15 protein-coding genes are annotated in these 20,445 nt (G+C 52.2%); 6 read left to right on the top strand and 9 right to left on the bottom strand.

Annotated features, from left to right (window positions below):
• Nucleotides 1–3: 3 nt before the first annotated feature.
• From ACJJJB_RS16110 to ribA, 3 genes are read left to right on the top strand one after another with little or no spacing between them, the layout of a single operon-like run.
• A complete protein-coding gene (locus ACJJJB_RS16110) occupies nucleotides 4–492 on the top strand; it encodes a phosphatidylglycerophosphatase A family protein (protein ID WP_020414513.1) in 489 nt (162 codons plus the stop codon).
• 18 nt (nucleotides 493–510) lie between these two features.
• On the top strand, nucleotides 511–1,146 hold the full coding sequence (locus ACJJJB_RS16105) for a retropepsin-like aspartic protease family protein (protein WP_020414514.1): 636 nt from the start codon (nucleotides 511–513) through the stop codon (nucleotides 1,144–1,146).
• A gap of 17 nt (nucleotides 1,147–1,163) precedes the next feature.
• Complete coding sequence (gene ribA / locus ACJJJB_RS16100) at nucleotides 1,164–1,781, top strand: GTP cyclohydrolase II (RefSeq protein WP_445365152.1); 618 nt, start codon at nucleotides 1,164–1,166, stop codon at nucleotides 1,779–1,781.
• Nucleotides 1,782–1,906: 125 nt separating this feature from the next.
• Here the strand turns inward: ribA and ACJJJB_RS16095 are convergent, their stop codons facing one another.
• Together ACJJJB_RS16095 and pulA are read right to left on the bottom strand one after the other, a co-directional pair.
• Nucleotides 1,907–3,181, bottom strand: coding sequence for a metal-dependent hydrolase family protein (locus ACJJJB_RS16095; RefSeq protein ID WP_020414516.1), 1,275 nt, complete (start codon nucleotides 3,179–3,181; stop codon nucleotides 1,907–1,909).
• A gap of 152 nt (nucleotides 3,182–3,333) precedes the next feature.
• Complete coding sequence (pulA, locus tag ACJJJB_RS16090; RefSeq protein WP_445365151.1) at nucleotides 3,334–6,660, bottom strand: pullulanase-type alpha-1,6-glucosidase; 3,327 nt, start codon at nucleotides 6,658–6,660, stop codon at nucleotides 3,334–3,336.
• Between the two features lie 590 nt (nucleotides 6,661–7,250).
• Here pulA and rsgA point away from each other — a divergent pair.
• Nucleotides 7,251–8,372, top strand: coding sequence for a ribosome small subunit-dependent GTPase A (rsgA, locus tag ACJJJB_RS16085; RefSeq protein WP_445365150.1), 1,122 nt, complete (start codon nucleotides 7,251–7,253; stop codon nucleotides 8,370–8,372).
• Nucleotides 8,373–8,462: 90 nt separating this feature from the next.
• Here rsgA and ACJJJB_RS16080 read toward each other — a convergent pair whose 3' ends face one another.
• Nucleotides 8,463–8,780 carry a DMT family transporter gene (locus tag ACJJJB_RS16080; protein WP_020414519.1) on the bottom strand — a complete coding sequence of 106 codons (318 nt, stop codon included), beginning with the start codon at nucleotides 8,778–8,780 and terminating at the stop codon, nucleotides 8,463–8,465.
• A 293-nt stretch (nucleotides 8,781–9,073) separates the two neighbouring features.
• Between ACJJJB_RS16080 and ACJJJB_RS16075 the strand changes: the two genes are divergently transcribed.
• A complete protein-coding gene (locus ACJJJB_RS16075) occupies nucleotides 9,074–11,149 on the top strand; it encodes a TonB-dependent receptor (protein WP_445365149.1) in 2,076 nt (691 codons plus the stop codon).
• A 68-nt stretch (nucleotides 11,150–11,217) separates the two neighbouring features.
• On the opposite strand, the gene ACJJJB_RS16070 is transcribed toward ACJJJB_RS16075, so the two are convergent.
• The 5 genes from ACJJJB_RS16070 to ACJJJB_RS16050 form a co-directional block, all read right to left on the bottom strand.
• Nucleotides 11,218–13,068, bottom strand: a complete 1,851-nt coding sequence (locus tag ACJJJB_RS16070) for a DUF885 domain-containing protein (RefSeq protein WP_445365148.1) — start codon at nucleotides 13,066–13,068, stop codon at nucleotides 11,218–11,220.
• Between the two features lie 141 nt (nucleotides 13,069–13,209).
• On the bottom strand, nucleotides 13,210–15,126 hold the full coding sequence (dxs, locus tag ACJJJB_RS16065; protein WP_353375654.1) for a 1-deoxy-D-xylulose-5-phosphate synthase: 1,917 nt from the start codon (nucleotides 15,124–15,126) through the stop codon (nucleotides 13,210–13,212).
• Between the two features lie 93 nt (nucleotides 15,127–15,219).
• Nucleotides 15,220–16,128 (bottom strand): polyprenyl synthetase family protein, encoded by a 909-nt coding sequence (locus tag ACJJJB_RS16060; protein WP_020414523.1) that lies wholly within the window; start codon nucleotides 16,126–16,128, stop codon nucleotides 15,220–15,222.
• On the bottom strand, nucleotides 16,129–16,380 hold the full coding sequence (locus ACJJJB_RS16055) for an exodeoxyribonuclease VII small subunit (RefSeq protein WP_020414524.1): 252 nt from the start codon (nucleotides 16,378–16,380) through the stop codon (nucleotides 16,129–16,131).
• Between the two features lie 84 nt (nucleotides 16,381–16,464).
• Nucleotides 16,465–17,937, bottom strand: a complete 1,473-nt coding sequence (locus tag ACJJJB_RS16050) for a DUF7133 domain-containing protein (protein ID WP_445365147.1) — start codon at nucleotides 17,935–17,937, stop codon at nucleotides 16,465–16,467.
• Between the two features lie 820 nt (nucleotides 17,938–18,757).
• Here ACJJJB_RS16050 and ACJJJB_RS16045 point away from each other — a divergent pair.
• A complete protein-coding gene (locus ACJJJB_RS16045) occupies nucleotides 18,758–19,327 on the top strand; it encodes an HNH endonuclease (RefSeq protein ID WP_353375656.1) in 570 nt (189 codons plus the stop codon).
• Nucleotides 19,328–19,430: 103 nt separating this feature from the next.
• On the opposite strand, the gene ACJJJB_RS16040 is transcribed toward ACJJJB_RS16045, so the two are convergent.
• Nucleotides 19,431–20,441 carry a D-alanine--D-alanine ligase gene (locus tag ACJJJB_RS16040; protein ID WP_444900959.1) on the bottom strand — a complete coding sequence of 337 codons (1,011 nt, stop codon included), beginning with the start codon at nucleotides 20,439–20,441 and terminating at the stop codon, nucleotides 19,431–19,433.
• Nucleotides 20,442–20,445: the final 4 nt, after the last annotated feature.

The following is a 20,445-nucleotide window of genomic DNA, read 5'->3' as shown; positions in this document are numbered from 1 at the left end:
ACTATGAGTGGAAAGAACCCGACTTTTCCCCAGCTCCTGCGTGACCCCACCATGCTACTGGCCTTTGGTTTTGGTTCCGGCCTCGCTCCAAAGGCGCCTGGCACCTTCGGCACTTTAGTTGCGATTCCATTTTGGTGGTTAATGCAGGGGTTGTCGCCAGCCTGGTATTTAGGGATTGTTCTTCTGGCGGGCCTGCTGGGCTGTTATTTATGCGGTGCAGCTGCTCGCAAGCTGGGTGTCCATGATCACGGTGGGATAGTCTGGGATGAAATGGTGGGTTACTGGCTTACCATGTTTTTGGCCCCTGCAGGTTGGGCGTGGGCCCTGTATGGCTTTGTGCTTTTCCGCATATTTGATATTGCAAAGCCCCCACCCATCAATTGGGCTGATAAGAAAGTGCGAGGTGGCATCGGGATTATGCTGGACGATATACTTGCTGCCGTTTACGCAGGTCTGGTGTTGCAACTGACTGCCTGGATACTGGGAGCCTAGCGGGATAAGGAAGACGCGATGCGCAGCTACATACTGTTCTTATTTGGCTTTCTGATTACCGCCGAGGTAGGAGCACAGCAGGTACAATTGAGAGGCCTGTTCGGCGATAGAGCCTTATTGGAAATCGATGGTCGCCAGCGAATTTTGAAAAGTGGTGATAAATCCCCTGAAGGCGTCCTTCTCCTGGAGACAACTAGCAGCCACGCACGTATCAATGTTGCTGGTCGAGAACAGAAACTCACCCTGGATGCACCTATAGCGGCGAGCTATGCCAAAGCGGATAAGGCGGAGGTGCGGCTCTCCGCTGATAGCCGAGGTCACTACAGTACAGATGCTTGGGTGAATGGAATGCGGGTGCCGATGATGGTGGATACTGGAGCAACCAGTATCGCAATCAATTATCCTACTGCGCGGCGCCTGGGTTTGAACCTCAGCTCAGCTAGAAAAATACCCATTTCTACTGCAAATGGGATGACGAGTGCATACCTGATAAATCTCAGCAGTGTCACTATCGGCGGTATTAAACTGCACAATGTCGCGGCCACTGTGCACTCTGATGATTTTCCCCGTGTCGTCCTTTTGGGAAACAGTTTTCTGGGGCGGGTAGATATGGAACAGCAGAGTGGCGTACTGATATTGCGTGCTCGGAACTGAATTGAAGAGGTATTAAGTTGACCATTCGATATGTAGAGTCCTCAAAGCTGCCCACATCCTGGGGAATGTTTGAGATGCACGGTTTCGAGGAAGTGGAAACCGGTAAAGAGCACGTGGTGCTCACTATGGGGGATTTCGACACCAATGAACCCTTGTTAGCCCGCATTCATTCAGAGTGCCTGACCGGAGATGCGCTCTTCTCACTGCGCTGTGATTGCGGTGCCCAGTTACAGCATGCGATGCATCGCATTGCGATGGAAGGGCGCGGAGCGATTTTTTACCTTCGCCAGGAAGGTCGTGGCATCGGCCTTTTAAACAAGATTCGCGCTTACCACCTACAGGATTGTGGTGCGGATACGGTGGAAGCCAACGAGCAGTTGGGCTTTGGTGCTGATATGCGGGATTACTCTATTCTGAAAGCGATGATCGAGCACCTGGGAATCCATGCTATTCGTCTGATGACCAATAACCCGCGCAAAGTAAAAGCGTTGGAGGATTTGGGGATTAATGTGACTGAGCGCTTGCCGCACCAATCCGGACGCAATCCCCACAATGCCAAGTATTTGTCCACCAAGAAAGGTAAGCTTGGTCATTTGATTGAAAATGAGGGTGAAGAAGGAAAAGAGGGAAACTAACTTTCACTTCTCTTTAAGTATCCCAATAAAAAAGGCCGGAGTTATCCGGCCTTTTTTATTTTGTAGAAATTATTTAAAGCTGAGTTCGGATATTTCAAACTCGGTTTTAAACTATTCAGAGGCTTTTAATTCTTAAAGACCTTGCCCCCTTTCATCACAAAATCCACATCTAAAAGTTCATCGATATTATCGAGTGGCGAGCCATCGGTGGCGATAATATCGGCATACTTACCGGACTCAATGGTGCCCAGTGAATCGCTCATATCGATCAGGTCGGCGGCGTTAACGGTAGCGGATTGCAGGATGGCCATATTATCCATACCGGCTTCACTCATCAGGACCGCCTCGCGGGCATTGATGCCGTGTTTGGATACACCTGAGTCGGTGCCGAAAGCAATTTTTACTCCGGCATCGACCGCTTTACGGAAATTGCCGCGCATGTCCGTGCCAACACGTATGGCTTTTTCCTTCTGAGCCTCAGATAAAACATCGGTATTTTTTGCCAGCTGTACCACGGTATCACCGGCGAGAAGGGTCGGAACCAGGTAGGCGCCGGTTTCTTTAAATAGCCTATGGGCGCGGGGGCCCGCGTAGGTGCCGTGCTCAATACTGTCTACACCAGCCTCCAATGCGGCAATAATGCCTTCTTCCTGGTGCGCATGACTGGCTACCTTGCGCCCCATACGCTGGGCTGCCAGGACCACCTCTTTTAGCTCATCCATTTCCATCTGCTGGCCGGTACCTGTAGCGCGATCGGTAAGTACACCACCGGTAGAGGTAATCTTGATAAAGTCAGCGCCGTATTTGATCGCATGACGGGTCGCACGGCGGCAATCGTAGGGGCCGTCGCATACAGTTCTGGTTTTGTCGTCATGCAACGCCATTAACTCGGGGCTGACCCCACTGATATCTGCATGCCCTCCGGTAATACCCACTCCGCCGGCTGCAATAATACGTGGGCCATCTACCCAGCCATTGTTGATTGCATCGCGCATTGCATACATTTCTTCACCGCTATTACCCGCATCGCGCACAGTGGTGAAACCAGATTTCAGAATACGCATGCCAAACATTTGCGAGCGCATTTGGGTCAGTGGCATGGACATCTTAAGGGTTTCGGAATCATTTTGGGGTCCCAGCTCATTTTGCAGGTGAACGTGCATATCCATTAAGCCCGGCATTACGAAGCTTTCCCTAAGATCAATGACTTCGGCATCATCTCTGTTCACATAACCAGGGCTGATGGAAGTAATCCTGCCATCCTCGATTATTACGCTTTGCTCTTTTAAAGGTTTTTTACCGGGAACAGCGAGGAGTGTGCCTGCGTGGATAATGGTTTCTGCCAGCACTGAGGAAGAGAAAAGAGTCACTGCGATACCGCAGAGAAGGAAACGCTTCATGATTTGTGTACCTATTTATTATTTAAGCACAAGCTAAATCAATCTGCGGAATATGACAATTATGGGTTTATTACTTGGTGAGAGCCGGAAAAAAGTTTCTAAAAAATCCAAAAAAAGACCGGAAAATCCGGCCTTTTTTAATCTGTGGAGAATTAATATCTGCGGCGTGGCTGCACAAATACTGTGGTAGTTCGGCCGGGCAGAGTAAAGGTGCCGCTGCTCCGATCAAATTTCACTTTGTACAGGCGTGAGTCTACAGAGCGACGCTGACGTGGGTGCTTGAACAGGTACTCACCAATGAGGTTTTCGCTGCTAAATTCTAATGATTCGTCATCGCCATTAAACAGCACCACAATACGTTCAAAGCGGCGATCGATGTTGCCATTGGCATCGGATAACTCCATCACAATCAGCCCAGGAATCTGGCCGGGTCCGGTGTTGAGGAAATTGAGGTGTGCCTCTACGGACTCTGCATCAGACAAGCGGAACAGAGGAGAGCTGTTGCGAATCGCCAGCTGCTCGCGGAATAGAGCGGAGCTCCACAAGCGGTGCCGGCGCTCGGGAGCCAATTCCGGGTTTGCCAGTAAAGGTTGCATCAGGGACCAGTTATCTTCGTTTTTATCGGCGATAGGCAAACCTATACCCCAATTATCGGTGGCGAGGCTGAAGTCCAGTGCATTAAACCAGTCACCGGAATTGTAACTGTCCCGATCCATCGACTTTGAGCGCAGGAAATCCTGGCCTGCGTGGATAAACGGCACTCCCTGGGCGAACAGAACCAGGGAATTACTGAATGCCTGGATACGCACTCGTTCAGCCAAGTCGGCGCTGTCGCTGGCTTTGATCTGTACTCCGTCGAACAGCGTCTCGTTGTCGTGGGCGGCAATATAATTAATGGATTCCTGCGGGTCGGCGGTATAGCCGGTGGGCTGGCCGTTATAGACCAGCTCGCTGCCGGTAATGATATTGCCGTTGGCATCTTCAAAAGGATAATCCGCCAGGTTGCCGGCGAGGGAAACGCGGACTTTATCTGTCAGGGTTAGCAGTGTGGCACGCTCATCTTCTCCCTCAAACTTGCCGTTGCTGTCGGTGAACAGACCGGTACCAAAGCCCTGCTCCTCAAAGCCTCCGAAGGGGTTGCCGCCACGCACGGAATCGCGCAGGCGATCGTTAAAAGTGCCTATACCGCTGCCCGCCATATTGCCCTGTCGGGCCTGTACAAAGCGAGCATCGTCAGCCACCTCGCCAAAATTCCAGCCCTCGCCGTACAGGTAGATAGCGTTGCCATCGACACCATCGGCTGCCGGGGTCAGTGATTGCAATGCCGCTTGCGCCTTGAGGATATTGTCGAGGCTGTGGTGTCCCATCAGATCGAAACGGAAGCTGTCCACCTTATAGGCCTGGGCCCAGGTGACCAGGGAATCGATCATCAGCTTTTCCATCATGGCGTGCTCACTGGCGGTGTTGGCGCAGCAGCTGCTCATTTCCACACCGCCCTCCAGATTGCGGCGGTGATAATAGCCGGGGACGATTTTATCGAGTACGGAGTTGTCGTATTGGCCATAGGAGCTGGTGTGGTTGTAAACCACGTCCATCACCAGCTGCAGGCCGGAGTGGGATAACCCTTGCACCATTTGACGGAATTCGCGAATGCGCGCAGGTCCATCGGGGGCGCTGCTATAACTGCCTTCGGGGACCGTGTAGTGCAATGGATCGTAGCCCCAGTTAAAGCCATCGGTATCGCGAACAGAATCCACCTGGGCCTGCTGCTCGCTGCTGTCCGATGCGTAGTCTGAGAGGTCCGGGGTTTGCTGCTGCTGCGTGCGATCCTCATTGACTGTGGCAAAGTCAAAGGCCGGCAGCAGGTGGATATGGGTGAGGCCGGCGCGGGCCAGTTTATTGAGGTGGCGCATGCCGTCGCTGTGCTTGCGGGTGAAAGCCTTGAAGGTGCCGCGCTCTGCTTCGGGGACAGTTTGATCCGCAATACTGAAATCGCGTACGTGCAGCTCGTAGACACTGATATCTTCCGGCTGGGTTAACTGGGGCTTGCGCAGGCGGTCCCAACCGCGCGGCTTCAGGTCCCGGTCATCCAGGTTGACGATCTGGCTTTTGCCGCTATTGATGGAGAGACTCAGGGAGTAGGGGTCGGTGACCAGGTTGGTTTCAACCTGGCGGCTGAAGTAGGAGTACACCTCGACCTCGTAGAGGTAAAAGCTGCGGTCCCACTGCTTATCGATATCGGCACTCCAAACCCCGGTAGATTCATCGCGCAGCATGGATACCACCTGATCGGCGCTATGACTGCTGGAGTCTGTAAACAGGTGCAGCTTTACTGCCCGTGCTGTGGGTGCCCAAAGATCGAGTTGGATACTCTCCTCGCCGACACGGGCACCGAGTTCACCGTCGTAGTAAAAGCGATCATCGAGCGCACCTGCCATCTGCACACCAGTCGCATCCAGTAAGTTGCCCTCCGCATCGTAAGCGGCGAGGGCGAGCTGCTGGGTGACCAGATCACTGATGGAGGCCTGCCCTGGCAATTGCCAGGCACTGAAACTGGCCAGGTGTGGGAATTTTTGTTGGGCGCTGTCGGGCAGGGTGGCGAGAGGGGTGAGATCGATGGTGCCATCGGAACGGATATCACCGTCCTCCAGTTTTAGCTCGGCGCTGTTACTGTAGTGCAATTTAACCTTTGCACCTTCCTGCACCTGGATATCCCAGGCAAAGCTGCTGGTATCCACCCAGTGCGCTTTATCGCTGCTCAGGTCACCCTTGGCGAAGCCGTCGCTGCTGACGGTGACTTCTTTACTATTCGAATCAAAAGCAAAATAGATTTCGTCGTAATCGACGGCCACGGTAAAGCTGACGTTGGCTCCACTGTTGCCGTAGCTCTCCTCCCAGCCTTCGTGCAGGGCTACCTTGAATTCATAGGAACCGGCAGGCAGCGCAGAGGTGATAAAGGTGTAGGTGCCATCTCCATCGGCATACTGCATCCAGCTGCGCAGGCAACCGGGTTGCCAGTCTCCCGGGCACCCCAGCAGGGATTGGAAGTTGCCGGCTACAGTGGCGATCACGCTATTGTGGTTGTCGGTGATCCAGTGACTCTCGTGGTCGTAGATAAATTTAACTTCGCGGGCCTCATCCAGGCTAAGGGAAATATTACCGCCGTCCCGCTGGCCGCCCCAGCCATAATTTTCATCCCAGCTGTTGTTGAGAGCGGCTTTGTACTCCCAGTTGCCGCCGGGTATCCAAAAGTTGCCCTGCCATTTGTCGTCTTCGCTGTCATAGCGGAGCAGGGTGGCGACACAACCTGGTTGCCAGTCGCCATCGCAGCCCAGTTGGCTTTGTAGGTTGCCGGGAATATTGACCTCTGTGGGATCTGGTGTGTCAGATGCCCAAACCGGTATTTGGATGGAGCAGAAAACTGCCCCCAGAATCAGCCCCGCCCTTGTGCCGGGTCCTGTAAATTTTGTTGTTGGCATAGCGCTTCCCATTTTTTGTTGTACTTGTTGCGGTTCTCTCAGTTGGTATTGAATCGCAGTCACGCATTGACGGCCTCCCACCCCGAGGAGGTGGAGGTCTGGGAGAGGTAGTTGGGGGTGTCATAAAACCTTTATAAATTCGTCACTTGGTGGAAACACCCGCAGGAGAAGATGTTTCCCGAGTAAACGCGATGGCGAAAGAAAAAGCCGGATCTATACTCAACTGATCGGGTTATGGTGAGTCGAGAAAGGTGATGCACTCGCTGTAATCAGATTCGAAGGCCGGCTTTTGCCGGCTTTGCTTTTTGTGGCGGGGCAATTACTGAGAGGCTTCCCGGGATTATCCTTGCTCCTATCCCCGGGTAGTGCTAATTTGCCCATAACCCGCCAGGTACTCTGGCGGAATCCAGAATTCAATAACTGCGGAGGATGATTGATGATTGTTGCAACCCTCCGTCGGGTCCAGTAGCAGCCTCCAGCTGCCCACGCCCGGCGATAGATTCCTAGACGTCGGGCTTTCCCTGAGAAAGCTCTGTTGGCCGCGTATCTGCGGTCGCTTGGTGCTTTGTTGCGCCCAGAGGGTTTCAACCTTGAGTAAATCTCACTTTACCCGCCGGTCTGTTAACAGATTCGGCACTAAATCCCCATCTATCAAAATTGAGCGGGAAGCTTCTCTGCTACAAAAGCTCGGTTGGAAGTCTTTTTTCCAACAGCAGCTGACGCTCGAAGAACTCGAACAGTGTTTGCCGCTGCGGGTTACGGCTGTACACCGCAGTCGCCTGGAATTGGCCGGCGAGCAGGGGGCTGTGTCCCTTCCCCTAACCGGGAGTCTTGTGGCTAATTTGCCGACGGTGGGGGATTGGTTGTTGTTAGAGAAGAGCAGTGGATATTTTGTGCGTTTGTTGAGCCGCAGCAGCCAGTTTGAGCGCATGGCACCTGGGGGGCATCAGGTGCAGATGATCGCCGCCAATGTCGATAGTGTTTTTATTGTTTCGTCCCTGAATGAGGACTTTAACCTCTCACGTATTGAGCGCTATTTGGCTCTGGCACGGGAGTCCGGTTGCCGCCCCCACCTGATACTGACTAAGGCCGACCTGTGTGAAGATACTGCCTCTTTTCTTCAAGCATTGCGCCCATTCGGTGAATTACCTGTTGCAATGGTAAATAGTCTGGATCGAGAGAGCGTGGCACAGCTGCGCCAGTGGTGCTTACCTGGGGAAACTATCGCGCTGTTAGGTTCTTCTGGAGTGGGTAAGTCCACTTTGCTAAATGCGCTGTCTGGCGAATCTCTGGCTGAGACTGGGACCATTCGTGAAGCTGACAGCAAAGGGCGCCACACCACACGGAAACGCTCTCTTCACTCCCTGAGTTGGGGGGCGCTGTTACTCGATAGCCCTGGAATGCGGGAGCTGGGGTTGGTGCATGTTGAAGGTGGCGTGGCGGAGACTTTCTCCGATATTGAGGCCTTGGCCAGGGAGTGTCGCTTCTCTGACTGCCAGCACCAGTCAGAGCCAGGCTGTGCGGTACAAGAGGCGATAACGGGCGGTTCGTTGGATGATCGGCGCTTGCGCAATTGGCAAAAACTGCAACAGGAACTAAGCCGTAACGGTCAAACTCTGGCGCAGAAACGGGCGGGGGAGAGAGCGCTATCCCAGATGTATCGATCTGTGCAAAACCAGGCGCGTAAGCGCAAGTATCACGGGGAGGATTGAAAGTAACTCCTGAATCTCTAATTTTTATAAGTGGTATGCAACCAGGGATAGAAGGGCAGCATTAGCTGCCCTTCAAAACTGTTATGTAAGCTAGCGAGCCAGTTTTAATGTGACAACCCCGACGATAATTAGCAGTACCCCGAGATATCGACCGAGGCTGGCCGTCTCACCAAAGAAAACGATTCCCATCAGAAAGGCACCGGCCGCACCGATACTTGTCCAAACCGCATAGGAAACTCCAATGGGGATTTCCCGCTGGGCCAACCACAGTAAAAATCCGCTGAGGCCAATAAACACAACAGCCATTACAACACCCAGCAGGCGGGTAGATACCTCCTGGGATATTTTCAGCCCCAGTACCCAACCAATCTCACAAAGACCAGCCAACAATAGGTAGAACCAGGCCATGCTTTTCCTCTTTAAAACGTAATTTTTAAAAAATTCCTATTTCATTCTCCTTTTGGAGGTTAGGTCGGAGAATAGCTAACTGCCACTTTACTTAAGAGTTTAGAGAAAATTGATCGACTAATATGCCGGTGGGGTGTCGCTACTGCGTGTTTTTACATTGGCACAGGTTTTGACTGGGAGCTTGATAGGCTAAGGCGGAAAGGGGAATTTGATAGTGGGAAGGGAGAGAATGGGAAAACTCTGCTCAGGTCCTGTATGGTTGACTGTAATCGAAGGAGAATCAAGCTGGAAGCATGTTAAAAAAAATCAAGAGTCTGGGGCTAATACTATTGTCGGTCAGCCAGGTGGCTTGGTCCGACCAAGCGAATATCGAGTCTGTCGTCGTTACAGCTAGTCGTGTTGAAAAACAGCTTCAGGAGTATCCTGAAAGCTTCTCTATGGTTGCCGGTCAGGAATTAAAGCTGATTAAGCACAATCATATCCAGCAAAGTTTAGCGCGAGTCCCTGGGGCCAATGTGGCAAGAGGCAACGGTCTGGAATATTTGCCCGCATTGCGTTCGCCAGTACTGTCAGGGGCTGGAGCCTGTGGCAGTGTGCTGACAATGGAGGATGGCATCCCTCTGCGGGCAAATGGATTCTGCAATATAAATGAGTTGTTTGAATCCCATAGTGAAGTGGCACAGCGAGTTGAAGTTATTCGCGGACCAGCCGGCACTCTGTATGGTTCCAACGCTATGCATGGTGTCGTGAATATTCTGAGTCCGGAAATTGAAGAAAATACAAAAGCCTTTTCTGGAACTTTAGGTTTTGAAGGTGGCCCCCATGATTACTATCGAACCAGTATTTCAGCTGAATCTGATCTTTCTAACGAAGGCAGAGTACGAGCAGATCTTTCCCTGGCATCTGATGGGGGTTATAGGGACCACTCTGGTTATGACCAGCAAAAGCTCAGTCTTTTGCACTCTGTTTCTACAGCGCAGACACAGATCCGTTCTCGTCTGGCAGTCACGAATTTAAATCAGGAAACAGCGGGTTATATCGAAGGACACAATGTCTATCGAGATGATCGGAGGGACAGGGAAAACCCGAACCCAGAAGCATTCCGCGATGCCTCCGCGGTACGGCTTTACTCTACTCTCGATATTGATTTGGGCTCGGGAAAAAAGCTATCACTGGCCCCTTACCTTAGAAAAACAGATATGCGTTTTCTACAGCACTATTTACCGGGGCAGGCGTTGGAAGAAAATGGCCAGGAGAGTATCGGCCTGCGAAGCAGCTATTTCTTTACCAGGGCAGGCAACCTGGAAATAGTAATGGGGCTAGATATGGAATTTACCCAAGGCTATTTACGAGAACTCCAGAAAGAGCCAACAGAGGGATCGGTTTTTTTACGGGAGACTATCCCCGTAGGTAAGCACTATGACTATCAAGTAGATGCTTATAGCGTTGCCCCTTTTACTTTGGCTACCTGGAATGCTACCGATACTTTAAAGCTCTACAGCGGCGTACGTTTAGAATCGGTACAGTATGACTACAACAATAAAATGCTGTCTGGCCGTACGGCCGAGGATGGTCTCCCTTGTGGCTTTGGTGGCTGTAGGTTTAGCCGGCCAGAAGACCGCAAAGACAGCTTCCAGAATTGGTCGCCCAAACTAGGAGCTACTTACGATCTCAAACCTGGCTTGCAGTTTTTTGTCAATATGGCCCAAGGACATCGGGTTCCCCAAGCAACAGAACTTTATCGTTTACAGCGAGAACAAACTGTTGCCGAATTGGATTCTGAACAAATCAGCAGTATTGAACTGGGGGTGCGAATTCTTAAAGAGCACCTTTCCTATGAACTTGTGGCTTATGGAATGCGCAAGCGCAATGTAATTTTTCGGGATACGGAGTACTTTAACCAATCCAGTGGGAAAACCTCACATCGCGGTGTGGAGATGGCGCTTGGCTATGCATTTGCCCAGAGCTGGCGACTGGAGACATCCTCCAGTTATGCGGAGCACCGCTACCGTGATGAGCGAGAGCTGCAGGGAGTGTTACTGGATGGTAATCTTGTGGATTCAGCCCCCAGGGCTTTCGGTAGCTATCGCCTGCAATGGCAACCCCGGCAAGAGATAACCGCTGAGCTGGAATGGTTACATCAGGCGCGCTACTTCACAGATCCCCAAAATCAGCATGAATATTCCGGGCACAATTTATTGAACCTGCGGGCCGAGTGGGTATTTGATCGCTGGGCTCTTTCTATAAGGGCGTTAAACCTTACCAATAAGGCCTACGCAGAGCGAGCGGACTACAGCAGCTTTGTTGGGGACAGATACTTTCCAGGGGAGCCACGCTCAATATATTTGTCAGTATCTTCCGAGTGGTGATTAGAGGGCTTTTAGCGGAGACTTCAGTCATAAAAAAAGGGCAGGGAATTCCTGCCCTTTTAGTTTCTCTAGCCCGCCGATGCTTGCGATGTTGCTGGGGGAGAAGCCTGAGCCGATGCAGAGCCCTGACTTTCAATCCAGCTGTTCATTCGTGTCTCGAGAATATTTAAGGGCAGCGCGCCGGCGCCAAGAAGGACGTCGTGGAAGCTGCGGATGTCAAAATTATTGTCTAGCTCTTCTTCTGCTTTTGCACGTAGCTCTTTAATTTTTAACTGCCCTAATTTATAGGCCAGTGCCTGTCCTGGCCAAACCAGGTAGCGGTCAATTTCCACGGTGACATCGTGCAGAGGCTTGGCACTATTTTCCATAAAATAACCAATTGCCTGTTCACGACTCCAGCCCAGTTGATGCATGCCGGTGTCTACAACCAGGCGCACGGCGCGCCACATATCGTAGGTCAGTGCACCAAACTCGCTATAGGGATCTTTGTACAAACCCAGGTCATATCCGAGGCTCTCGGAGTAGAGGCCCCAGCCTTCCACAAAAGCGGTATAGAGAGCCATACGTCGCAGTGGGTGAATATCACTTTGCTCCTGGGCCAGGGCAATCTGTAAGTGATGGCCAGGCATTGCCTCGTGTACCGTCAGCGCCTCCATTTCCCACTTGGGCCGGCTGGGCAGGTTGTAGGTGTTGGCAAAGAAAATACCTGCGCGGCCAGCCTCGTTGGAGCCTGGCAGGTAATAGGCCGTGGTTTGTGACTGCTCCGAGTAGCTGGGAATGGGTTTAACTCCATAGGGCAATCTGGGCAGGGTGCCAAACAGCGCGGGCAGCTCGCCATCGATGCGCTTGGCAATATCCCGGTAGTCTCTTAACAGGGCCTCACGGCTGGTGTGGTAAAAGCGTGGATCAGTGCGCAGGAATTCGGTAAAGGCCTTGAAGTCTCCCTGGAAGCCAGTCTTTTGCATGACAGCTTGCATCTCTGCACGGATACGCTTGACTTCGGCCAAGCCTATGCGGTGGATTTCCTCAGGGCTTAGTTCTGTAGTAGTGTTTTGCTCAACCTTATAGGCGTACCAGCGCAGGCCGTCATTGCGGCTGCTAAGAGCGATATTTTTCTGCGCACCGGGGATATAGTCACGCTCGATAAATTCAGCCATTTTCCGCCAGGCCGGCGTTAACTGCTTGTTGTAAATATCCAGAGCACGTTGGCGCAGGCTCTGTTGCCTGGCAACCGGAATGCCCTTTGGCATGTCTGCGAAGACCTTGAGCAGCGGGCTCTGTTCCGGAATTGCTGGAATCAGGGCGCGGATCTGCCTCGGTAAATCACGCAGGGTAATCTGTGGTGGAGTAATTTCCCTCCTGAGCCCCTCACGCATCAATTCCTGGGTTTGCTCAACCAGGGTTGGCAGCTTCTCCAATCGAGCCAGGATATCCTCGTAATCGGCCACCGAGCGGCGCGGCATACTAATTAGCACAGCTGGCACGCTGCGCTGGATACCGCTCATATGGGTCACAGGCTGTAGGTGATCGGGAAACTGGAAGCCTTTTACTTCACCGAGTAAATCCTGGTAAAGCAACTGGTAGTCCAGTTGTTGCTTTTCGGGCAACTCGCTGGCATCTAGATTGCGAGTAGCACCTAAAAGTCGACGGGTCTGTTCCTGCCGAACTTCGATGCCTCTCTTTGAGTTGTCCACCCAGCGGTCATTCTGTCCGGGGTAGCCTTCGTAGGTGGCCATGCTGGGATAGCTTTCCATAATCCACCGGTAGCGGAAGTCTTGCAAAGCTATCAACTGCTCCGAGGCATTCTCAGAGGGAAGGGCTTTAAAGGCCTTTCTGAAAGCTTTCTGGTCCATGGCGGTAGCACTGAAACTGGCAAGCAGGCCTATGGAAGTGACAAGGGCTTTTTTAAAAAACGACATCTTTCCCCCGAATCCAAGCAGAAATTGATAGAAAAAGGGCCAGTAAAAAGCCCCGGTCGCGCCCGCAGTACCTGAATAAAGCTGGACACACAATTGAAGTTATTGGTTCGTTGGACTGGGAAGGTCCTGGAACGAACCCGATTAGTTGGCCGCTGCCGTGCGCCCCTTGAAGTTGTGTTGGTTAAGTATCTGCAGTCGGCGATGTATCTGCTCTTCAATTCCGGCAGCATCAAGACCGATTCCGGCAAGCAGGTCCTTATGCTTACCGTGCTCGATAATTTGGTCTGGCAGACCTAACTGCAATACAGGCATGGTTCTGGCAGTAGTATTAAGGTACTCAAGCACTGCGCTGCCGGCTCCACCGGCAATGGTGTTCTCTTCGATGGTCACCAGCAATTGGTGGCTATCCGCCAGCTCGTCAATGAGCGACTCATCCAATGGTTTGACCCAGCGCATATCGGCGAGAGTGGCGCCAAGGCGCTCCGCAGCTGCCATAGCGGGGGCTAGCAGGGTACCGAAATTCAATATCGCCACGCCGCTGCCCTCGCGGAGTAAACGGCCCTTGCCGATGGGAAGCTCTCGCATCTCTTCTTCGATCGTAGCGCCCATGCCGGTACCGCGCGGATAACGCACAGCGGCGGGGCCATTGTGGCAGTAGGCGGTATACAGTAACTGGCGGCACTCGTTTTCGTCGCTGGGCGCTGCGATGGCGAGATAGGGCAGGCAGCGCATAAAGGTCAGATCGAAGCTGCCTGCATGGGTTGGGCCATCTTCACCAACAAGGCCGGCGCGGTCGATGGCGAAGGTGACATCCAGGTTTTGGATGGCAACATCATGCACCATTTGGTCATAGCCGCGCTGCAGGAAAGTAGAGTAAATGGCTACAACCGGCTTTTGGCCCTCGCAGGCGAGGCCGGCGGCGAGAGTAACAGCGTGCTGCTCGGCAATGGCTACGTCTTGGAAGCGCTGTGGAAAACGTTTGGAAAACTCCACCATGCCGGAGCCCTCACACATGGCGGGTGTAATAGCTATAAGCCGCTCATCCTGGGCGGCAGTGTCACACAGCCACTGGCCGAAGATATCCTGATATTTGGGCAGCTTCTTTTTGCCTGGCACTGCAACTTGAACTTTACTCTCCGGTTCCAGTTTGTTCAGTGCATGGTATCCGACAGGGTCGGCCTCCGCCGGACCGAAGCCCTTGCCCTTGGTAGTGGCTATATGCAGTAGCTGGGGACCTGGCTGGCTGCGCAGGTTGCGCAGGGTGTGCACCAGATCGTGCATATTATGGCCGTCCAGTGGGCCGACATAGTTGAATCCCAGTTCCTCGAAAAGTGTACCAGGGGTAATCATGCCCTTGACGTGCTCTTCTGTACGTCGTGCCAGCTGCCAGGCCTTGGGTATCGCAGACAGGATCTTGCGGCTGCCCTCGCGCATATTGAGGTAGGTCTTGCTGGCAAGGATCTTGGCAAAATAGGTGGCCAGTCCGCCGACGTTTTTCGAGATCGACATACTGTTGTCATTGAGAACAACCAACATATCCCGACCGGTATGAGATGCGTGATTGAGCGCCTCGAAGGCCATACCTGCGGTCATGGCGCCGTCTCCGATAACCGCTACGACTTTACGCTCATCGGGGGAGCCCAGGGCCATACCCAGGGCCGCGCCGATAGAGGTACTGGAGTGACCGACTCCGAAAGTGTCGTAGGGGCTCTCGCTGCGCTTGGGGAAGCCTGATAGGCCGCCCTGCTGGCGCATGGTGAGCATCTGTTCGCGGCGACCTGTGAGAATCTTGTGCGGGTAGGTCTGGTGGCCTACATCCCACACCAAGCGGTCTTCTGGAGTGTTATAGATATAGTGGAGGGCGATAGTCAGTTCCACCACGCCGAGACCGGCGCCGAAGTGTCCGCCGGTTTGGCCGACACAGTACAACAGGTATTCGCGCAGCTGGTTGGCGAGTTCGGGCAACTGGCGTTCGTCAAGCGCGCGCAGTTGGGCTGGCTCGTCGATAGAGTCGAGCAGCGGCGTATGAGGGCGTGAGCGTGGAATGTCTTCGAGCATCAATCGTATCAATGGCTACAGATAATGATAGTGAGGGGGATTGTATGCCCGTGACAGGCATATTGCATCCCAAAGGGAGACGGACGCCCCACTCTAGTGGCTGCGCTGGACGATATAATCAGCGAGCTCTCGCAGTAATGAGGTATCGCCAGGCAGTGTAACCAGGGCATCAAGGGCCTGGTTGTGCAGTCCCTGCAACTTCTCCCGAGCGCCATCTACGCCAAGAAGGGAGACATAAGTAGGTTTGTTCAGCAGCGCGTCTGCACCCTGGGGCTTACCTAAAACCTCAGTATCTGCAGTGATATCGAGGATATCGTCCTGTACCTGGAAAGCCAGGCCAATAGCTTGCGCATAGTGACTAATAGTTTGTAGCTGGACACTGTTGGCGCCACCGAGTAGAGCACCCATTCGTGCACTGGCGCAGATCAGCATGCCAGTTTTCAGGCGATGCATAGGCTCCAGTTGTTCCAGAGTAAGGGTTTTGTTTACAGAGTCCAGGTCGATAGCCTGGCCCGCAACCATTCCCCGGCTGCCAGACGCTGTCGTCAGCTCCTGTAAAAGTTGTAACTTGAGTGCAGGCTCAGTGTTATCTGCCAGTAGCAGTTCAAATGCTTGGGTTTGAAGTGCATCGCCGGCAAGGATTGCTGTGGCTTCGTCAAAGGCGATATGACAGGTAGGGCGGCCCCGGCGCAGATCGTCGTCATCCATTGCTGGTAGGTCATCGTGGACCAGGGAGTAGGCGTGAATACACTCTAGGGCCGCCGCGGTTGCATCACATTTAGCTGGATCAAAATCTACTCCATAAAAGACTTTGGCACTGGCATATACCAGGGCCGGACGCAGGCGTTTGCCTGGGCCCAATGCGGCATAGCGCATAGCCTCAAAGAGTTTTTCGGCATTGGGGGCAGGTTGCTTGAGGACTTCCTTGATTCGTGCTTCAACCCTTGTGGCTGCATCATGGAGAAAGGCCCGCAGTGTTACGGGTGCGGTTTTACTACTCACTCAGGCATCATCCGCGGAATCATCGGTATCGAATGGTAGCTCGCGAATATTACCGCTCTCTTCCATCAGCAGTTTGACCTTCTGCTCGGCGCTGGCCAGTTTTTTCTGGCACTCACGGGTGAGCTTTACTCCACGTTCGAAGTCAGCCAGGGCCTCTTCAAGAGGCAGGTCTCCGGCCTCAAGGCGTTCCACCAATTCTTCCAGGGCCTCCAGGCTTTCTTCAAAAGTTGCTGATTTTTTCTTTGCCGCCATAGCATCGCCTCTTAATTCCGAGGCAACCTTAGCCGCTGGCGCGACAAGGGTCAATTAGAGTGCACTCGCTTCCCAGTAGATGAGCTATCTCAGGGCCTCGAGAGATAACAGGTAATGGGCCAGTGCTTTTTTCTGCTGATCCGTAAAGTTGTATCTAGGCATAGGAGGTGTCGGTGCATCGAAATAACTGGCAAGTGTCTCCAAAGTGTATTTTTTGCTCAGCTCTTTCAAGAGCACTTGTTGTTGGTGGCAATGAGCGCAGTCATGATCCTGGTAGAGGGCTTTGCCTTCGCGAGCGGCGTCGGAGTCTATTGTAGGTGGTTTTCTGGGAGTATTATTAGTGACCTTGAGAGGATAGGGGGCCGAGGCTTTTAGCGTGCTACCGGGAGACAGGTGGTAAATCGCCCCGGCGTAGTCGTCGGTAATATAAATTGAGCCCTGGCTATCTTCAGCAATGGCCACTGGTCGACCAGAAACTTCTTTGCGATCGTCACTGAGAAACCCCCAAAGGAAATCCCGCTGGGTGATATCCCCACTTTCATCCCAGTGTAGGGATACCACTTTGTAACCGTCTTTGACGCTGCGATTCCAAGAGCCGTGCAGGGCTACGAGAGCTGCCCCCCGGTAGTCTTCCGATTGCTCCGGGCTGCGCAGGAAGCGAATACCCAACGGCGCATTGTGTGCGGCAAATTCGTGTACCGGAGGAACTGAGGATGCGATCATCTCTTTTACTGTCGGGTTTTCATCACCAATGAAATCTGGGTCGGGTATCCGGTCTCCATAGGCATAGGGCCAGCCATAGAACTTGTCTGGCCGAATTAGGTTGAGCTCATCGGGTGGGAGGTCGTCGCCGAGCCAGTCGCGGCCATTGTCTGTGGCATATAAACCGCCATCTTTTGGGGACCAGTCGAATCCAACGCTATTGCGAAGTCCAGTGGCAAGGATTTTGAAGTCACTGCCATCTGGCCGCATACGCATTATCGTGGCGCGCCGTGGGTCTTTCTCGATGCAGACGTTGCAGCTGGAACCGCTGCTCAGATAAAGCCAGCCGTCTGGACCCATTTCAATGGTTTTGGTCCAGTGACCGCTGTCCTCCAGGTTTTCGATAATCCTTTGGTAACTTCCAGCAAGGCGCCCATCGGAATGATCGAGTGGAACCCGCCCAACGGCATCGCTCTCTGCGATATAAAGCCAGTTTTCATGTAGAGCTAGACCGTGGGGCCGGTTTAAGTTATCGATTAATACCCGCTGGGCATCCGCTTGTCCGTCGCCGTTACGGTCTGGGGATAGCAGAGATACCTGTCCCTTTTTTGGCTGCGAGACGAGGATGTCGCCTGAGCGGGTGATCACCAGCCAGCGTGCCCCGGGAACATCGTCGGCAAATAGTTGAAGATTGTATCCCTGAGCGTTTGAGAGCCCACTTAAAACCTGCTGCTCGGTAGTTTTAATGCCACCAAAAAGTTGGCGCCAAGGAACACTTATTCCTGAAGCAACTGCGGATAAGGCGCCTGAAACTACAGTGGTAAAGATAAGCAAAAAAATTAGCGTATATTTCAACGTTATTTTCCCTAATTGGATTGCACTTGAAATAAAGGTGTTTATAGTGGCCGCGCTCACCTAATTACCCTTGTTTTACCACAGCGTGTCTACAGGGTCTCCCCCTCCTTTGTGAAGGAAATATTTCACTTTGTGAGATATGTCTTACACAAATTTCAGCAGATTACCCCTACTTTTTTCTCGCTTGATGTCCATAATTAACTGGCAGGGACGCAAAAGGGACTGCACCTCTGCGGCAAAGGATAAATGGATTGCGCCGCTCGCCCTAAGGATATGGGCACCATCCTGTGAGACGCACCGCCCGGGCCGGATTGCCTGGGCGGTGTTTTAATTATTGTGCCCAAACTTCCTCACATTTTTATTTAAATAAAATCTATTAATGTTTTTCTGTTCCACTCCTCGGACGGTTTAAGAGAGTGAGTTTACTCTTGATGGTGGCTTCAGCTGTCTGGAATTTGTAATATTTATCCGCTTTAATAATGATAGGCCGGCCAAAATTGCTCGGGCTGGCGGAGGGTGGCGCATTCAGTAATCTACTTTCAGCAGTGCCCATTTTGCCCCAGACATCATCGAGTTGTTGGGGTGCTGTTTTCTTGTCGGTGAAATTATTTGCAGGTTATTGCACTTTTCCTGTCATAGTTTTTATTTTTTCAACACTGAAATCTCTCTTACAGATTGAATCCCATCCCAAACCTTTCTATCCGGCCTATCAAGGTTGCCTGTATACAAACAGCCAATTTTTAAAATTATTTAGCCTGCTGGCTGTGATGACTTTCGGTACGAGTCGGGTTTTTCCGTTTGACTGCGGGGAGGCGAGGTCATGCAAGCAAGAATTTTACGCCTGAATTTGGCAGGGCAGCCACTGGAATGGCTTACATGGCAGGAGGCTTCCTGCCTGTATGTGCGGGATTTGGTCACATGGTCACTCGGGGGGATTGTGCAGCGGGTACGTGGTGGTTTCAATCGTAGCGGTAAGCGTTCCACATTGGATCTGGCGGCAATCATTGCCTGTGGTGGTGCCAGAATGGCGCGCCCGCGCATCCGACCTCCACTGACAAACCGGGCGCTATTTTTTCGTGATGCTCACACCTGCCTGTACTGTGGCGTGCCCTTTAAATCTATCGATCTGACCCGTGATCATGTTATGCCTGTATCCAAAGGAGGCTTGGATTCCTGGGAAAATGTGGTAACAGCTTGCAGGCGTTGTAATCAGCACAAAGGAAGTCATTTGTTGGAAGACATTGATATGGAATTATTGGCATTGCCATTTTGCCCAAATGCGGCGGAATACCTGGCGCTAATTAACAGTGAGCGTATTCGAGGTGACCAAATGGAATTCTTGCGTGGTCAGTTCTCTCGGCGCAGGCAGCAGGGATGGTTACACCTCTGATTGGCAGATAGATTGGAAAAGTAAAATAAATGTCAGATATAAAAAGGGGCCTATTGCCCCTTTTGGTTTTTCAGATTTCGAACGGTTAATAACTATTTTCTAACTACCGATCCTGTATCGATTCAGATACTGCAGCACGAATCAGGCCTGTCAGGTATTCGGTAAAATCGTGGCCATAGTTCTCCATCATTTTTGGGAACATGGAGTTGGGTGTCATACCTGGAAAAGTGTTTACCTCATTGAGGTAAAGCTCGTTATTATCGGTCAGGAAAAAGTCGATACGGGACAAATCTTTTAGCTTTAAGGCTTTAAAAGTACGCATCGAAACTTCTCGAATCCATTCCAGTTGTTCTTCGCTCAGTCCCTCCGCTTCAATAAAAGTTTCAGCGCGGCTGCCAGCAGCATATTTTTCTTTATAAGTGTAAAAAGTATCTGATGGAGCGCGTACTTCGCCGGGACGAGTGGCGATTAGTTCTTGCTCAAAGGTATAGACCGCCACTTCCAGTTCACGCGCATTCAAGGCTTTTTCTATCAAAACATAGGGGGAGAGAGTAAAGGCTTCTTCAATTGCGCTTACTAATTCTTCCTTGCGAGTAATTTTGAAGCAACCTACTGAGGAACCCTGGTTGGAGGCCTTTACAAATATCGCCTCCCACTCCTCCAGCGCTGCGTGAGCTTTATTCAGCTCCTCAGCTTCCATGCTGTGCAAAAAAAGATAGGGTGTGTTGTCTATTCCCAGCGCACTCAGCCACATCTTGGTTTTGATTTTGTTAAAGCAAATTTTGCTGGCTTCAGGTGCGGACCCGAAGTAGGGGATACCAAACATATCCAGCTGGGATTGCAGGTCGCCTGTCTCACCGGGGTAACCGTGGATGGAGGGAATAACGTAATCGACGTTCCAGGCATTGCCCTCTTCATCACGAATCTTGCGGTCGTAAAAGATATGGTAAACCCGGCCCTGTTTATCGGTGAGGCAGCCACTTGCATCCATTTCCACCCGCTTCAGGGCAATATCTTCGGCTTGTGTCAGCTGCGCTTCAATAAAATCCGCGGTACGCAGGGACACTTCGTGCTCGCTGCCGCCACCGCCACAGATAAGCAAAGTGTTGATCATAGAT

The sequence above is a fragment of the Microbulbifer variabilis genome (assembly GCF_052468405.1).
This window is presented reverse-complemented; position numbering and strand designations above follow the sequence as displayed.

Excerpts from the sequence above, each read along its gene's own strand:
- ACJJJB_RS16110 (WP_020414513.1), top strand. The coding sequence starts at position 4 with ATGAGTGGAAAGAACCCGACTTTTCCCCAGCTCCTGCGTGACCCCACC.
- ACJJJB_RS16105 (WP_020414514.1), top strand. The coding sequence starts at position 511 with ATGCGCAGCTACATACTGTTCTTATTTGGCTTTCTGATTACCGCCGAG.
- ACJJJB_RS16095 (WP_020414516.1), bottom strand. The coding sequence starts at position 3,181 with ATGAAGCGTTTCCTTCTCTGCGGTATCGCAGTGACTCTTTTCTCTTCC.
- pulA (WP_445365151.1), bottom strand. The coding sequence starts at position 6,660 with ATGCCAACAACAAAATTTACAGGACCCGGCACAAGGGCGGGGCTGATT.
- ACJJJB_RS16080 (WP_020414519.1), bottom strand. The coding sequence starts at position 8,780 with ATGGCCTGGTTCTACCTATTGTTGGCTGGTCTTTGTGAGATTGGTTGG.
- ACJJJB_RS16075 (WP_445365149.1), top strand. The coding sequence starts at position 9,074 with ATGTTAAAAAAAATCAAGAGTCTGGGGCTAATACTATTGTCGGTCAGC.
- ACJJJB_RS16070 (WP_445365148.1), bottom strand. The coding sequence starts at position 13,068 with ATGTCGTTTTTTAAAAAAGCCCTTGTCACTTCCATAGGCCTGCTTGCC.
- dxs (WP_353375654.1), bottom strand. The coding sequence starts at position 15,126 with ATGCTCGAAGACATTCCACGCTCACGCCCTCATACGCCGCTGCTCGAC.
- ACJJJB_RS16055 (WP_020414524.1), bottom strand. The coding sequence starts at position 16,380 with ATGGCGGCAAAGAAAAAATCAGCAACTTTTGAAGAAAGCCTGGAGGCC.
- ACJJJB_RS16045 (WP_353375656.1), top strand. The coding sequence starts at position 18,758 with ATGCAAGCAAGAATTTTACGCCTGAATTTGGCAGGGCAGCCACTGGAA.
- ACJJJB_RS16040 (WP_444900959.1), bottom strand. The coding sequence starts at position 20,441 with ATGATCAACACTTTGCTTATCTGTGGCGGTGGCGGCAGCGAGCACGAA.